Raw genomic sequence first — 13,958 nt, 5'->3', positions numbered from 1 at the left:
CTCCCGCAGGCGGGAGAGGGGAGCAAACCGTTGGCTCTTGTTATGCCTCGCCCTGCCCCTGGTCGACGTTGTGCAGCCGCTCGTCCAGGCGGATGTCCGGCTCGGCCAGCGCCGCGGCCTCTGCGGCCTTGATCGCCAGCAGGTGGTCCTTGATCGCGTAGATCAGCTCGCGGCAGCCTTCGCCGGTCAGCGCCGAGATCTGGAACACCGGGCCCTTCCACTTGTAGCGCTTGAGGAAATCCTTCACGCGGGTGGCGCGCTCTTCCTCGGGAACCACGTCGAGCTTGTTCAGCACCAGCCAGCGCGGCTTGTCGTACAGGGTCTCGTCGTACTTCTTCAGCTCGTTGACGATGGCCTTGGCCTCGGCCACCGGGTCGACTGCTTCGTCGAACGGTGCCAGGTCGACGATATGCAGCAGCAGGCCGGTGCGCTGCAGGTGACGCAGGAACTGGTGACCCAGGCCCGCGCCCTCGGCGGCGCCTTCGATCAGGCCGGGAATGTCGGCGACCACGAACGATTGCTCATGGTCCACGCGCACCACGCCCAGGTTCGGGTGCAGCGTGGTGAACGGATAGTCCGCCACCTTCGGGCGCGCGTTGGAGATATGCGAGATAAAGGTCGACTTGCCGGCGTTGGGCATGCCCAGCAGGCCGACGTCGGCCAGCACCTTGAGCTCGAGCTTGAGCATGCGGCGCTCGCCCGGCTTGCCGTCCACCTGCTGGCGCGGCGCGCGGTTGGTACTGGACTTGAAATGCAGGTTGCCCCAGCCGCCCATGCCGCCTTCTGCCAGGCACACGCGCTGGCCGTGCTCGGTCAGGTCGGCGATGACTTCGCCGGTGTCCATGTCGGTGATCAGCGTGCCCACCGGCATGCGCAGCGTGATGTCCTCACCCGCCGCACCATAGCAGTCGGATCCGCGGCCATTCTCGCCGTTGCGGGCCACGTGCTTCCTGGCGTAGCGGAAGTCGATCAGCGTATTGATATTGCGGTCCGCCACGGCGAACACACTGCCGCCGCGGCCGCCATCGCCACCATCCGGGCCGCCGAAGGGCACAAACTTCTCGCGCCGGAACGAGGCGCTGCCATTGCCGCCGTTGCCGGCGATGGCTTCGATTCGGGCTTCGTCTATGAACTTCATGATGATGGGTTTCCGTGATGGATCGGCGGATCAGCGGCTGGAAGCCTCCAACCGGGCTGGCGAACTGACATTGTCGCCAGAAAAGAAAAGGCCCCGCAAGCGTTGCGGGGCCTTCATCCTGCAAAGGCTGTTATCAGGCCGCCGGAACGACGCTGACTTGCTGCTTCTTGGCAGGGCCCTTGACGGCGAACTGCACGTGGCCGTCCACCAGGGCAAACAGCGTGTGGTCCTTGCCCACGCCGACGTTGTCGCCGGCATGCACGCGGGTACCGCGTTGGCGGATGATGATGCCGCCGGCGTTGATGGCCTGGCCACCAAACACCTTCACGCCCAGACGCTTCGATTCGGAATCACGGCCGTTCCGCGTGGAACCGCCGCCTTTTTTCTGTGCCATGTCTTACTCCTGTCGCTTTACCTGGTTACGCTCGATCGATCAGGCAACGATCGCTTCGATGCGCAGTTCGGTGTAATTCTGACGATGGCCTTGACGCTTCTGGTAGTGCTTGCGACGGCGCATCTTGAAGATCTTCACTTTGTCGTGACGACCTTGGGAGATAACGGTAGCTTTGACGGAAGCCCCGCTAACCAGCGGCGTACCAAACTTGATTTGGTCGCCGGCGCCCACTGCGAGCACCTGGTCGAGCGTGATTTCTGCGCCAATGTCTGCCGGTATCTGTTCTACTTTAAGTTTTTCGCCAGCAGCAACCTTGTATTGCTTGCCGCCGGTTTTTACGACCGCGTACATTGTCGAACCTCTCGGATGTGAATAAAACGCCGTATGCCGGCACTGGTGCACCCTGCGCGGCCGGTCAATTGCACGGCCTGGCGCCTGGATGGACTCAATGCGGCCCGGTTATCTCCCGCCGGTCAGAACCCGCAAAGCGAGCGCAGCTACCGGAGGAAACCGGGAATTGTAAACGAAATCCGGGAAAAGGGCAAAGAAAACAGGCACATAGCCTGTGTGCGGCGGCATCGCCACAATGGGGCCGCGCCCTGGCTCAGGTCAGGTCGGCTAGCAGGAATCCCGCCAGTGCCGCAAACGCCACCCAAAGGGCGGTGCGGCGCAGGTGGCGACGAGGCACGGGCTTGTTCATGGCTGCATTATAGTTGCGCGCCTTGCGAACACCCTGAGCGCATACCCTGAGCGCGAATCTTTAGAAGCACCCCATAGGTAGAACGCCACGCGCATCGCATATAATCGTCCGGTTTTGCGTAACGGTGATCATCTTGTCCCAGCCTTCCGCCACTGCCTTGCTTGCCCCGGTCGCTGCAGACATGCGCGCGGTCGATGCTGTTATCCGCCAGCGGCTGTCTTCTGAAGTCCCCCTGATCGAGCAGATCGGCGAATACATCATCGGTGCCGGCGGCAAGCGCCTGCGCCCGGTGATCCTGCTGCTGACAGCGCGCGCGATGGGCTACGACGGCAATCGCCACCATGAGCTGGCCGCCGTGGTGGAGTTCATCCACACCGCCACCCTGCTGCACGACGACGTGGTCGACGAGTCCGAGCTGCGGCGCGGGCGCGATACCGCCAATGCCGTGTTCGGCAACGCCGCCAGCGTGCTGGTGGGCGACTTCCTCTATTCGCGCGCGTTCCAGATGATGGTCGATGCCGGCAGCATGCGCATCATGGAGATCCTGTCCAACGCGACCAACGTGATCGCCGAGGGCGAGGTCCTGCAGCTGCTGAACATGCACGACCCCGACGTCACCGTCGAGCGCTACCTGCAGGTGATCCGCTACAAGACCGCCAAGCTGTTCGAGGCCGCCGCGCAACTCGGCGCCGTGCTGGCCGGCGCCGACGCCCAGATGGAAGAAGCCGCGGCAGAGTATGGCCGCCGCATCGGCACCGCCTTCCAGCTGATCGACGACATGCTGGACTACACCGCCAGCGCCGAGCAGATGGGCAAGAACGCCGGCGACGACCTGCGCGAAGGCAAGCCCACCCTGCCCCTGCTGCACCTGCTGGAACACGGCACGCCCGAACAGCGCCAGCTGGCGCGCGACGCCATCGTGCAAGGCGGCACCGAGCATTTCGATGCCGTGTTCGCCGCGATCCACGCCAGCGGCGCGCTGGACGTCACCTTCGAAGCCGCACGGCGCGAGGCTGAAGCCGCCGAACAAGCGGCACGGCAGTTCCCGCCGTCAGCACTGAAGGAAACCCTGATCCAGCTCTGCACGTTCTCATTGCAACGGCAGTCCTGACGCAACCGCGGCGAAGGCAGCGGAAGCGGGCTGAACGGCGATTTTCCCCGCCCTCTTCCATTCCCCAAAAAACGCTGCTAAACTTACGTTCTTTGCTGCAGACGGTCAGACGTTTGCCAGCGAACCAAATCGGGGTGTAGCTTAGCCTGGTAGAGCGCTACGTTCGGGACGTAGAGGCCGGAGGTTCGAATCCTCTCACCCCGACCAGATACCATCGCCCGGAAAGCCGCGACAGTCCTTGGAACCAAGGCCAGTCAAAGCGATCCGGGCGATTTCATTTCAGAGTCGAGGCAATCCGCTGTGTCAATCGAACGCGATTCACACATGCCAATCACCCTGCCAACTGGAGTCTACCTCCGGGGTTCGACTTTCCATCTCCGCATTGGCGTTCCCGACGACATCCGGCATCTATGGCCGCGTCGTAAGGACGGCTCATTGGCCGTCGATGCCCACCGCGCCAGCCTGCGGACCTCGGACCGCAATGAGGCCTCCGCCAGGGCCCACGGGATCATCGCCAAGTACCAGCGACAATTCGAGGAACTCAGGGCGAGCGCCAAGCCGACGCCCCTGACGCCCATCACTGACGATTTGGTCGCTTACATCGTGGGCAAGGCTAAACGCGATGTGCTGGCGACAGACGACATGCTTAGGGCCAACCCGGCGCTCACTAAGGGGATGGTCGGGCGCGGCGTCGCCTTCCTTTCTAGCGGCCCGGTCACTCGCCACCCGTGGCACGACATTGGGAACTATCTCTCCCCTGAGCAGCATGAAGACACCACCGCGATTCACGCGGCAATCCTGCGGGGCCTGAAGGCCGATATGGCGGTGGGCCGCCTGGATAGTGCCAAGGGCGTCGCGGAGACTGCCTGCGCCGCGCTGGCGATCCGCGTTGACTGGGACGACAACCGCGCCCGTGCGGCGCTTCAGAAAGTCATGAGGGCGCTGGTTAAGGCGTGGCAAGCGGTTAGCGAGCGGGACAAGGGCGAAGTCATTGAGACCCCCGAGCCCGTGATAGCGCCGGTTAGCACTGATTCCGCTGCACCGTCGCGTACGGACCCGACAACACCTAAAACCCTTCGGGACGTCGTGCCACTATGGCAGCAGCACAGCACCCCCTCAGACAACGCCATCCAGCGTACGGCGAGGGCATTGGCGCTCTTTGAGGAAGCGGTAGGCATCATTCCCCTCCACTCGCTAGAAAAGGCGCACGGAGCGGCCTTCGTGCGGTTCTTGAAAGACTCGAAGGCCCGGCGTTTCGCGGCAAAGACCGCACACAACCACGCGTCGTCCATTCGGGCGCTGATGACAATCGCCGAGCGCGAGGCCCTCATTGACCGCAACCCGTTTGACCTGACCATAGACAAGTCGGCTGGCAGCGAGAAGCGCGAGCCGTGGCATGACGAAGAACTGAAGGCGATGTTCGGTAGCGCCCTGTTTGCCCACGCGATTCCGCACGACTACCCAACGTGGCGAGACGTGGCGCCGCAGGACGGCAGGGCGCTGTTGCTGATGCTCGCCCACACAGGGGCACGCATAGGCGAGATAGCGCAGATTCGGGGCGAGGACTTTATCGTCAGGAATGGGGTCGCGGCTATACGCATCACAGCCGAGGCTGGCACGGTAAAGACGGACGCCTCTGAGCGGGTCGTTCCACTGGCGGCGCATTTGCTCAACGACGCATGGTTTGCCGAATGGCTAGAAGGCGCCCGGAAGGTCAACGGCCCCGCTTTGCCGTCAATGTGCGGTAGGTCCGCGACCCCAGGCGACGTCGCTGGCCGATGGTTCCGGGCGTTCCGGGCCGCCGTTGGACTTCCTAGCGGAGGGCTCAACGGGGCGCACAGGTTCCGCCATTGGATTCGGACTCAACTCGCCGCACAGCATGTGACCGATGCTGTCGCCGACCAGATCACAGGCCACTCCGCGAAAGGGAGCGCCGGACGGACGGTCTATACGGGCGTTCTGCCGCTGGCGACCCTAAAGGAAGCGTTGGACCGCCTGCCCTTTCCTAGGGTCGTGAACGGACGCCCCTGAGAAAATTCCCAAAAAATCCGCGCCACCCCCATAGGGGGCCGCGCCCTTCGCGATTTCCCCCGTGCCTCCCCCGGCCTTTTTAGGCCGTGATGGAAGTTCACCCGCACACGGATGAATTACGGCACTTCCGATCCGTAGGTATCATTCGCAGCGGGAGACTCCGGGGAAACAACGACATGGGCAGCGAACCGTTCTATCTAAGTAGCGGCTTTTGGCAAGGCGCAGCCGCAGTGGCGGCCATCATTCTGTCGCAGCTACCGCCCATCAAGCTTTGGTTTCGGCGACCGCGCCTCTCCGTCGAAGCTTATGAGCGAATCGCCTTGACTGAAGAAGTTGGGCACCCTGCCGCCCAATGGCATCTGTCGATCTCAAACATCGGCAATCGCAATGTCAGGATACGAAAGCTCACCCTAATCATGCGCCGAGACGGGGAGGAAAGGGCCTTTGACGGGCGCGGGTACTTTGTGAATCCTCAAGACCCGCAGCCAACGCTGCTTACGCCTTTCACCTTGGGCACACAGGACACGTGGGGCCACAACATCAATTTCTTCAAGCTCGCCTCCCGCGACGCCCGGCAAACGTACGCACGAATCTCAAAGGCTCTGCGGGATGACTTAAGCGCAAAGCTGAAGGCCCGAGGGGAAAATGGCCCGGCTGTTGAAGGAGACCCGGCCCTCGTTCAGCCCTTTCTGGATATGTGGGACGCTGGCTGGTTCTGGAGACACGGAGAGTACGACCTGGAACTGAAGATAGAGACCGACTTTCCAGAAGCGGACGTGGTCGCCAAATTCCGCATGACCCTCTTTGAGGGAGACAGCGACTTCCTACGGGCTCGGCGTGACGTTATGAAGCTCGGGATCGGCACAGCATGGCCGCACAGGGAAACGAATTTCCACTTCATTGACGTCGTTTCCATCCCGAAGAACTAATCCGACAGCCCAAGCAAGTCCCCCCCCGGGCCACTCCAGGCAGTAGACGCCCCCGGGCTCCGGACCAGGGGGCATGTAGCACTCACGGTTGCTGGTTGATCCAGTGTACTTCGCTAATGAACGTCCGATTCGCCAAGTAATATTCGGCGTGCTTTAGGGACTCATCGATGCCGGCCGTGTCCGGGAAACTTCTGCCCAACTTATCCGCCGTTAGATAGCTCACCACGCGCTTTATCAGCGCTACCCGCGCATGGTGGTCGCCATTCTCATATGCATTCCTGAAGTCCTCGTGGCCTCTGGTGTCCGCCTCGCGCAGCGCTAGCAGCCTTACATACTCGGGATTAGACTGTTCTATAGGCTTCTTCAAGTTGTCCCACTGCTGGCTCATCCATTGCTGACGCTGCTTTATGCAGTCGTAGACGGCTCTGTACGCTGGTGATAGGAGTTGCAGGACAACGCCGTCGTGCCAGTCAGCCATTACCTTCAACGTGTCAGATCGGCTGATTCCAGCAGCGGTAAGCTGCGCTTCAACCGCGCACATGCGGCGGAGCAACTCTTCTCGGGGCAACGGGTCGGCCATGTAGCCCGAACGGGTCAGCAGCGTGGCAGATAGCTCCGCGTTGGAAACAACAAGCCCTTTCAGCCGCTGAGTAAGCTCAGCCGTCTCGGTAACTTGCTTAGTGAGATCACGGAGGCGTGCCTCCACTCCACCCGGCCCCTTGAAGGACTCGAACATCTCAATGTTCGTCAGGAAGAACAGGACCACGCTGGCGGAAAGGCATGCGGAACCGGCGGCCACGCGGTCGATAAACAACAGGAAGATTCCTAGCAGCAAGGCAACGACGCAGCCCGCCCCAACCGTCAGGCGTTGAATCCCCAACAAGAATCTTTTCATGTGAGTGCCCGAGTTGCTCAGCGGACGCCGCAGATTTGATGATTGTCAGATAGCCCGCGCACCCTGCCGCCCGCAGCCCGGCACCGCGACAAACCGCGAACATTCCAGGTAATTCCGCAGGCGACCGAATGAATCAAGCTTCGCCAATCATCTTGGTCGTGCCGGAGTGGCCGAAATTCAGGTTACCCGTCTTGACCAGCGCTTCAAGCACGATGCGCATCGTATCGGGAGTCTTGACCAGGGCCTGGAGCACTTCAGCCGGATCAGTCTCCTCGCCCCGCGTAGACGCCATAAACATCTGCATAATATCCGGATTACTGAAGAGTCCCATGATGGCGCGAACTTCGGGGGAACTGTCGTCCTCCTTTTTGTAGACCGGGAATTCGTAACCTGTGAGCTTGGCAAGTTCGAGCAAATGGCTATCGGGTCGAGCGGGGTCTCGATCAAGCAGATCGAACGTCCGCGACAAAGTTGTCGCCAAAGTCTTCAAGCCAGCGCCAGTATCTTCATAATCGATATACCGCAGATGGGCTATGTCGAAGGGAACGCTCGGGCCAGCCCGATCCTTAAGGATAATGGTGCCCGGCTTGCAGGCGTGACGCAGGCCCAGCTCATAAAAAACATTCGGATTTGGGTACGTGACATCGGCGATCACGTAGTCAGAATGCATAATTCGCGTGATGATATCTGTGGTGATTGTTCCCGTCGCCGCGATGTCGTCCGCACGAGAAATCTCAAGGTCCGGTCGGGCCTGGAGTATCGCCTCCTTGATCAGCCCGTCGTACTTCTTGCGTAATTCCAGGTAGCTGACCGGTTTGCCACCGAATTCCTGGTTTCCAATTGCCATCACCACAAAGCATGTCTTCGCCGCCATCTTTTTTCCGCAGTGTTCGAAAACGACAATTCTACGCAAACTGATAAGCAAGACCAGCCCACTTCCGTACGGGTCGAAAGACGTGGCCGCGATGTCAAAAGGGTGTACCAATGTGACACTGGCGCGACAGGGTACTGAGATGGTGTCGTAAGGGTTGACTGTCATTTGACACCGCCTTTATCATTGACACCATATATCAACGACACCACGCGGGGCACCATGTCGCACACCTTCTACTACGGACGCGTCTCCACCACGGACGGTCAGACCAGCGCCACACAGACCACGGAAGCGCAGGCCCTCGGCATCCCCCTGGACCACGTGCACGTCGATGAGGGCGTGAGCGGGTATCACGTGGCCCCTGCCGACCGGCGCGAGTGGGCCATCCTGGAGCGCCGGCTGCGACGCGGGGACGTCCTGGTAGTCCGCTGGCTGGATCGCATCAGTCGGCGCTACGACGAACTCCACGCCACCATGCGCCGCTTGATGGACAAGGGCGTGAAGGTTCGATGCACCCTCAACGGCATGGAGTTCGATGGGGGCGCTACGGACGCCATTGCCAAGGCCACCCGTGACGCGGTGCTTGCCTTCATGGCCGCCCAAGGCGAAGCGGACTATCTCAACCGCCGCGAAATGCAGGCTCGGGGCATTGAGATCGCCAAGGCCGAAGGGAAGTACAGGGGCCGCGCAAAGCAGCATGACGACGACGCCATCGCGGCCTATGTCGGCGCGGGTAACTCGTGGACCCAAGCACAGCAGGAATTTAACGTCAGCCGTTCAGCAGTCGCTCGGGCCATGAGGGCGGCGAAAACACCGGCGTAGCCTGCCCCACTGGCCGCCCATCGAAGCGGCTTTGTCGTTTACGGGCAACGGCTCAAAAAGATAACTGTAAGCCATTGACAGGCCCGCAGCGCCGCGCCGGTAAACAGAATGCGGGTGGCAGGACCGTGGGACTTAAATCCGATGGTCGCATGCCCCCTTTGCGCCGCTTGCAGCATCCATGCACTATCTTCCGCTCGTACTTGCTCGCCTCTGTTTCTTGTTTGCCCGTCCCGGCACTTGAACGCGGCGGCCCCATTCCCTGGAGATTGAAGATGCTCGCTACGCAATCCGCCGTTACCGTCCCGCCCCATATCATTACGTGCCTCAATCGGGCCGCTGGTAGCGCGGTGAGGGTTCTGCGGCGCGATCACCGTATGACTGTCCATAGTCGGACCCTGCGGGCGCAGGGCGCTGCATGGGTTCAACAAGCGGCTGCCGAGTCCTCGGACCACCCCACCGAGCCGAACGCCCTGTCGCTTCTTGAGGACATCCTCCGCGACGTCATGATCGAGTCGGCGCTGAATGCGCAAGCGTGAGCGGCCAGTAGCCCTTGGAGACGCCCTATGACATTCGCACTCGTCGTTGCCGCCTTCTTCGCTGGCGCCGGGTACATGGCCTACACGCGGGACCAAGAGGCAGAGCGCAGACAATGGGAAGAGTGGGACCGTAAGCGCGAGGCCGAGAAGCGCAGCGAGGACCGTTGAGACCCGCCTGCAACCGTCATGGGGTTCTGAAGCCAGCATGACGGCCCGCAATGGACAACGTCCTAAGGGCAGGGGAGGTGAGGTTCCCGATCTCTCTACCAAGGAACGGCTCACAGCGTCCTAGAGACAGTCTCTGAGCTTCCCCTCTATCTCATAGAGCGGCCCAGCGGTACTGCCATGTACTGATTTACTCCGCGCCCCGCCGCGTGGGTCGTGCGCCCGGCATGACCCTCCGCGTAACGGGCGACGCGGAGAACCCCTGGTTCGTTGCCAAGGACGTGTGCGACGCCCTGGGGATCGAGACGAAGAACGCCCGCCGCTCGCTCGATGAGGACGAGATCAAATCCCTCAATTTGAGTGGTTTTCGGGGGCGACCGCCGCTGGCTGTATCTGAGTCCGGCCTCTACGCCCTTACCCTGAAGTCCCGCAAGCCTGAGGCAAAGTCCTTCCGCAAGTGGGTCACCTCGGCGGTCCTGCCCGCGATCCGCAAAGACGGCGGATACATCCGGGGCGAGGAAAACGCGCAGTCCGAGGAAGAACTGATCCTAGCCGCGATGCAGGTCCTCCAGCGCAAGGTGACGAAGCTGGCCGCCCAGGCGCACGGGCTGGACCCGGACGCCGAGCAGCCCTCCCCGGCTCCGGTGCCGAATCCTTAAGGGTTAATCGCCGCGCAGACGAGGAAGACTTTGGGCTCGCCAACTCGGCCGGGGCCGGCGACGGACCCACCAAGCTATGCCGAGTAAATACGTACATGGTAGTACCGCTGGGCCGCTCTATGAGATAGGGAAGGGAGTCATGGGCTGTCCCTAAGACGTCCTAGAGAAAGTCTTTAAGCCCGCTGATGGGGACCGATGGGGGAGTTACCCACTCCCTCGGCTAGCGACCCTCGCTATGCCGCGCCTTGTTCTGCACGACTCACTCTGACTTGCCTTATACCGTCCTGAGGCATGCCGCTGCCCGTGAGTGGGGGGAACTACTAAATACGTACATGTTAGTAACGGACCTTAGCTTCACGGCATCCCGCCATCCCCTCCTGCTTTCCTTGCCCGCCCTGGGCGTCTCCACCTCCCTTGAAGACTTGCACAAAGTGCCGAGAGACCAAGCCCCTGGGTGAATTCCCAAGCAATGGTCCCGGCAGGCATCGCAGCGCCTGTAAGGCATGCGAGCGTGAGCGCGACCGCGCTAGGTATATCCCCAAGCCCCCCCGGGCACCCCGACCGCCCAAGGCCAAACCCGTGAGGCCGCCTAAGCCCCCGCGCCCCCCGGCGAAGTCCAGCCGCCCCTTGTGGCCGCGCTACCGGCGCATGCTGGAGAGGTGCGGCAACCCCCGGCATCCGGCCTATGGAAACTATGGCGGACGCGGGATTCAGGTGTGTGAAGAGTGGCGTAACGACTTCTGGGCGTTCGCCGAGTTCTGGGGCGACATCCCGTTCCCTGACGCCAGCATGGAGCGCCTTGACGTCAATGGGAACTATGAGCCTGGTAACTGCAAGTGGGCCACGCCCAAAGAGCAGGCCCGCAACAAGCGCAATACCCGCAGCGTCACGCTGGACGATGGTCGCGCCGTCTCCCTGGCGGAAGTAGCGGAGGACAACGGCCTGTCCTGGGCGACCCTCAAGGACCGCGTAACCCGCTCCGGTCGGTCCCTGGCCGACGCCCTCGACCTCCCGCACTGGACGCAAATGCGGACGGCGGTGGAGATCGACGGGGAGCGCCGCTCAATGGCGGCCTGGGCGCGGCACTACGGAATCCCCTACGACGTGTTCCGCGACCGCATCAAGCGCGGCATGGACCCAAAGGACGTCGTAGGCCTTCCCCCGGGCTGTCATGTGCGAACGCTCGTGGCCTATCAGGGCGAGCGGCTGCCGCTGAAAGAATGGGCCGCCCGCTTTGGTATGCGCTACTCCACCCTCTACGGGCGTCTCCGGGCCGGCTGGCCGGTGGAGCGGGCGCTAACCACGCCGACCATGCAGGCGGCATAAGGCCGTCCCCTCCACCTCGGCCCCACAGCCTGCCCCCCGAATCTATGACCTACGCAACCATCATCGTTGGCCGCACTCATAGTCAGTGCCCGACAGATCGCGCCCCAGACGGCGCCAACTCGGCTCCTGACGTCACCCAGGTCCGCGCCTATGACAGCAACAACGTCATGCGGCTCCGTCACCGCATCCCCGATACCCTGCCACTGCGATACCACGGCGCGGCCTTTGTGGAGCTTCCCTAGTGCCAGCGGGTCTACAAGTCTTCGATGGGGCCGGGAACCTGAAACTCTCCTTGGGCGACCGCATCGGGCGCTTCACGGGCGCCGTCGTGACTAATGGAGCGGACGGTTCCGTGGTGGTTGATGGAACTAATACGGGCGCCCCTTTTTTCATCCTGACCGCGCTAGAGAACCCCATCGGGTGGTTCTCCCCGCCCGTTGTCTCGATTAGCGGCGGGACGATCTCTTGGGTCTACATGCCCACGCCGGGGAACCCGCAGAGGATCAATTGCCTCATCCGATATGGAGTCCACTGATGACCGCAGGCATCCAAGTCCTTAACGATTGGGGGACAGTGCAGGTCGATGCCGATTGGGCCGCTATGTCCCTGCGCCACAAGCAACAGATCAGCATCGCCACACCGGCACAAGGCGCCCGCGCTTTCGATGGGGTCATGACGCTCCAAGCGAAGGCCCCCATGGTCTTCTGGAAAGCCGGCGCCCCCATTTTCGTCCTGGCGTCGGTCGATAACGGAAACGGCACCTGGACATTCACCTTTCGATCCACCGATCCCACGACCGCCACGGTCTATGCGTTCGACACGCCAGAATGGAGCACGCAGACCTACGGGCTTGAGATTTTCAATGCACAGGGCGTCAAGGTCTTTGGGGATCATCTGTCCCCGCTGAAGCTGGCCGCCGTGGTTCCCCTTGCCGGCATGCCCTACACCTGGGACGGCCTACAGGCGGGGAGCTATGCCGTCTCGATGAGCGATCCGGGGTTCATGGCGGAGACGTACTATGCGGACGTGCCAAAGACGGCTGTTTGGTCCTGCGGGGCCATGGACCGGCCCAGGGGCGGGCAGACGGACTGGACGCTATCGCGGGATAGTATCCCGGTAGAACTTCAAAGCTCGACCTCATACCCGGCGAAGTTCATGCTGGTGGCGGATGTGGCAGGGCTTTGACGGGCCAGTGCCCGCCTAGGGGCGCCTATCCTTGGAACGCGATTTACGGCCAAGGACTTCCTACAAGCCGAACGGCCAACTCTTGGAGTTGGAGGTTGCAGCAATGACCCAGAAGGCCCAGACGCACGGTCAAGGCGACATTGAGGCCACTCAAGCCGAACTCCAGCGCGTCCGGACAATGCTGAGCGGTAGGGGTGGCCCATGTCAGGACAGAACTAGGAGACCGAACCCCGACAGCGCCCGAGAACGTACCCCAAAGCCCTCGACAGCGGGGGGTTTTTCTTGCCCTCCGTGCTCCCGCGCAGCCATGCGCTACTGGCCAGCTCCCATGCTATCCTCTCAGATCATTGCGCACCGCGTGTATTTCCAAAAGAACAATTACGATGAAGATAGACGCAAATTTTCTATCGCAATTTTGGCCCGGATTCTCCGGCGGCCTCGCCAGTACGGTCCTGGGAGGCATTATTCTGACCGTTATATTCTTCCTCTTTAAGGAAAAATTATTTTCCCTCCCAACGGTCGCTGGCGTATGGGAGTGCGAAACAACTATACAAACCACCGAATACAATCCATACAGGGGCATGAAGGTTTGGTACAAAATAACTCTACTTCAGTCTGGTACCGCCATATCTGGAATGGGAGAAAAAGACAGGGAATGCGCCGCAGGGGGAACTCGCCGGTATGACGGCAAGCATCGAAGAACAACGAACATCAGTGGAGCCATCACCAAACGTTTTTTTGGCTCGGACAACATTGTAATTTTTTGGCGGGAAGATGGAGAACGACGAGAGGCTGCCTCCTTTTTTCGGTTGCGAGTTTCAGGATGTAAGAGAAAGGGCGATCTTTCGGGATCGTTTTATTCAACTGCGGCGCAGAGCAGTGGAACGGCGTCTTGGAAGCGTATCGCATAAACGGTGCACACTTCTTTACCGATACGGCGCTTGGCTGCTCTGGCTAATCTTCTTCTCGCTGTCCAAGACACTTTATCGCAACGAGACCAAGGAGATGCACGATCGAATTCTTTCGATCGCCGAAGCAATTAAGCTGGACAGAATTGACGAAAAAATGTTCGCTGCCGTAGTGGTGGCGGAAGATCATAGATTTTGGATGCATAAAGGTGTCGACCACGTTGGCTTTCTTCGGGCAACTGCTTGCTGCCTTAAGGCATTTGATTACACACAAGTCAGTCACCC

15 protein-coding genes and 1 tRNA gene are annotated in these 13,958 nt (G+C 61.2%); 11 read left to right on the top strand and 5 right to left on the bottom strand.

Annotated elements, in window-relative coordinates; translation table 11 throughout:
- Nucleotides 1-40 precede the first annotated feature (40 nt).
- The 3 genes from obgE to rplU form a co-directional block, all read right to left on the bottom strand.
- Entirely contained in the window at nucleotides 41-1,138 is a 1,098-nt protein-coding gene (gene obgE, locus CF68_RS07365) for a GTPase ObgE (protein ID WP_035817086.1), read from the bottom strand.
- A 133-nt stretch (nucleotides 1,139-1,271) separates the two neighbouring features.
- Nucleotides 1,272-1,532, bottom strand: coding sequence for a 50S ribosomal protein L27 (gene rpmA / locus CF68_RS07360; RefSeq protein ID WP_010814747.1), 261 nt, complete (start codon nucleotides 1,530-1,532; stop codon nucleotides 1,272-1,274).
- Between the two features lie 39 nt (nucleotides 1,533-1,571).
- Nucleotides 1,572-1,883, bottom strand: a complete 312-nt coding sequence (gene rplU / locus CF68_RS07355; RefSeq protein WP_006576525.1) for a 50S ribosomal protein L21 — start codon at nucleotides 1,881-1,883, stop codon at nucleotides 1,572-1,574.
- A gap of 530 nt (nucleotides 1,884-2,413) precedes the next feature.
- Between rplU and ispB the strand changes: the two genes are divergently transcribed.
- From ispB to CF68_RS07335, 4 genes are all read left to right on the top strand, one after another.
- Nucleotides 2,414-3,343 (top strand): octaprenyl diphosphate synthase, encoded by a 930-nt coding sequence (gene ispB, locus CF68_RS07350; RefSeq protein WP_051591445.1) that lies wholly within the window; start codon nucleotides 2,414-2,416, stop codon nucleotides 3,341-3,343.
- A gap of 130 nt (nucleotides 3,344-3,473) precedes the next feature.
- A tRNA-Pro gene (locus CF68_RS07345) sits at nucleotides 3,474-3,550 on the top strand.
- Nucleotides 3,551-3,667: 117 nt separating this feature from the next.
- A complete protein-coding gene (locus CF68_RS35460) occupies nucleotides 3,668-5,374 on the top strand; it encodes a DUF6538 domain-containing protein (protein WP_051591444.1) in 1,707 nt (568 codons plus the stop codon).
- Between the two features lie 176 nt (nucleotides 5,375-5,550).
- A complete protein-coding gene (locus tag CF68_RS07335; RefSeq protein WP_035817085.1) occupies nucleotides 5,551-6,303 on the top strand; it encodes a hypothetical protein in 753 nt (250 codons plus the stop codon).
- An 82-nt stretch (nucleotides 6,304-6,385) separates the two neighbouring features.
- Here the strand turns inward: CF68_RS07335 and CF68_RS07330 are convergent, their stop codons facing one another.
- Together CF68_RS07330 and CF68_RS07325 are read right to left on the bottom strand one after the other, a co-directional pair.
- Nucleotides 6,386-7,198, bottom strand: a complete 813-nt coding sequence (locus CF68_RS07330) for a hypothetical protein (RefSeq protein WP_035817084.1) — start codon at nucleotides 7,196-7,198, stop codon at nucleotides 6,386-6,388.
- A gap of 133 nt (nucleotides 7,199-7,331) precedes the next feature.
- Nucleotides 7,332-8,237, bottom strand: a complete 906-nt coding sequence (locus CF68_RS07325) for a hypothetical protein (protein WP_200872536.1) — start codon at nucleotides 8,235-8,237, stop codon at nucleotides 7,332-7,334.
- A 54-nt stretch (nucleotides 8,238-8,291) separates the two neighbouring features.
- Between CF68_RS07325 and CF68_RS07320 the strand changes: the two genes are divergently transcribed.
- From CF68_RS07320 to CF68_RS36060, 7 genes are all read left to right on the top strand, one after another.
- On the top strand, nucleotides 8,292-8,894 hold the full coding sequence (locus CF68_RS07320) for a recombinase family protein (protein WP_035817083.1): 603 nt from the start codon (nucleotides 8,292-8,294) through the stop codon (nucleotides 8,892-8,894).
- A gap of 272 nt (nucleotides 8,895-9,166) precedes the next feature.
- Complete coding sequence (locus CF68_RS07315; RefSeq protein ID WP_035817082.1) at nucleotides 9,167-9,430, top strand: hypothetical protein; 264 nt, start codon at nucleotides 9,167-9,169, stop codon at nucleotides 9,428-9,430.
- A 27-nt stretch (nucleotides 9,431-9,457) separates the two neighbouring features.
- The gene (locus CF68_RS37460) at nucleotides 9,458-9,598 is read left to right on the top strand and encodes a hypothetical protein (protein WP_161786857.1); all 141 of its coding nucleotides are present in this window, start codon (nucleotides 9,458-9,460) and stop codon (nucleotides 9,596-9,598) included.
- A 224-nt stretch (nucleotides 9,599-9,822) separates the two neighbouring features.
- The gene (locus CF68_RS07310) at nucleotides 9,823-10,254 is read left to right on the top strand and encodes a BRO family protein (RefSeq protein WP_051591443.1); all 432 of its coding nucleotides are present in this window, start codon (nucleotides 9,823-9,825) and stop codon (nucleotides 10,252-10,254) included.
- Nucleotides 10,255-10,881: 627 nt separating this feature from the next.
- A complete protein-coding gene (locus CF68_RS35455) occupies nucleotides 10,882-11,580 on the top strand; it encodes a hypothetical protein (RefSeq protein ID WP_152548464.1) in 699 nt (232 codons plus the stop codon).
- A gap of 534 nt (nucleotides 11,581-12,114) precedes the next feature.
- Nucleotides 12,115-12,765 (top strand): hypothetical protein, encoded by a 651-nt coding sequence (locus CF68_RS07295; protein ID WP_035817079.1) that lies wholly within the window; start codon nucleotides 12,115-12,117, stop codon nucleotides 12,763-12,765.
- A 774-nt stretch (nucleotides 12,766-13,539) separates the two neighbouring features.
- The coding region (locus CF68_RS36060) for a transglycosylase domain-containing protein (RefSeq protein ID WP_152548463.1) at nucleotides 13,540-13,958 on the top strand (419 nt) is incomplete at its 3' end.

Origin of the sequence: Cupriavidus sp. SK-4 (assembly GCF_000611125.1) — a bacterium.
Classification (GTDB): domain Bacteria; phylum Pseudomonadota; class Gammaproteobacteria; order Burkholderiales; family Burkholderiaceae; genus Cupriavidus; species Cupriavidus necator.
The sequence above is the reverse complement of the archived record's forward strand: the minus strand, read 5'-3'. Positions and strand labels throughout refer to the sequence as shown.

Excerpts from the sequence above, each read along its gene's own strand:
- obgE (WP_035817086.1), bottom strand. The coding sequence starts at position 1,138 with ATGAAGTTCATAGACGAAGCCCGAATCGAAGCCATCGCCGGCAACGGC.
- rpmA (WP_010814747.1), bottom strand. The coding sequence starts at position 1,532 with ATGGCACAGAAAAAAGGCGGCGGTTCCACGCGGAACGGCCGTGATTCC.
- rplU (WP_006576525.1), bottom strand. The coding sequence starts at position 1,883 with ATGTACGCGGTCGTAAAAACCGGCGGCAAGCAATACAAGGTTGCTGCT.
- ispB (WP_051591445.1), top strand. The coding sequence starts at position 2,414 with ATGCGCGCGGTCGATGCTGTTATCCGCCAGCGGCTGTCTTCTGAAGTC.
- CF68_RS35460 (WP_051591444.1), top strand. The coding sequence starts at position 3,668 with ATGCCAATCACCCTGCCAACTGGAGTCTACCTCCGGGGTTCGACTTTC.
- CF68_RS07335 (WP_035817085.1), top strand. The coding sequence starts at position 5,551 with ATGGGCAGCGAACCGTTCTATCTAAGTAGCGGCTTTTGGCAAGGCGCA.
- CF68_RS07330 (WP_035817084.1), bottom strand. The coding sequence starts at position 7,198 with ATGAAAAGATTCTTGTTGGGGATTCAACGCCTGACGGTTGGGGCGGGC.
- CF68_RS07325 (WP_200872536.1), bottom strand. The coding sequence starts at position 8,237 with ATGACAGTCAACCCTTACGACACCATCTCAGTACCCTGTCGCGCCAGT.
- CF68_RS07320 (WP_035817083.1), top strand. The coding sequence starts at position 8,292 with ATGTCGCACACCTTCTACTACGGACGCGTCTCCACCACGGACGGTCAG.
- CF68_RS07315 (WP_035817082.1), top strand. The coding sequence starts at position 9,167 with ATGCTCGCTACGCAATCCGCCGTTACCGTCCCGCCCCATATCATTACG.
- CF68_RS37460 (WP_161786857.1), top strand. The coding sequence starts at position 9,458 with ATGACATTCGCACTCGTCGTTGCCGCCTTCTTCGCTGGCGCCGGGTAC.
- CF68_RS07310 (WP_051591443.1), top strand. The coding sequence starts at position 9,823 with ATGACCCTCCGCGTAACGGGCGACGCGGAGAACCCCTGGTTCGTTGCC.
- CF68_RS07295 (WP_035817079.1), top strand. The coding sequence starts at position 12,115 with ATGACCGCAGGCATCCAAGTCCTTAACGATTGGGGGACAGTGCAGGTC.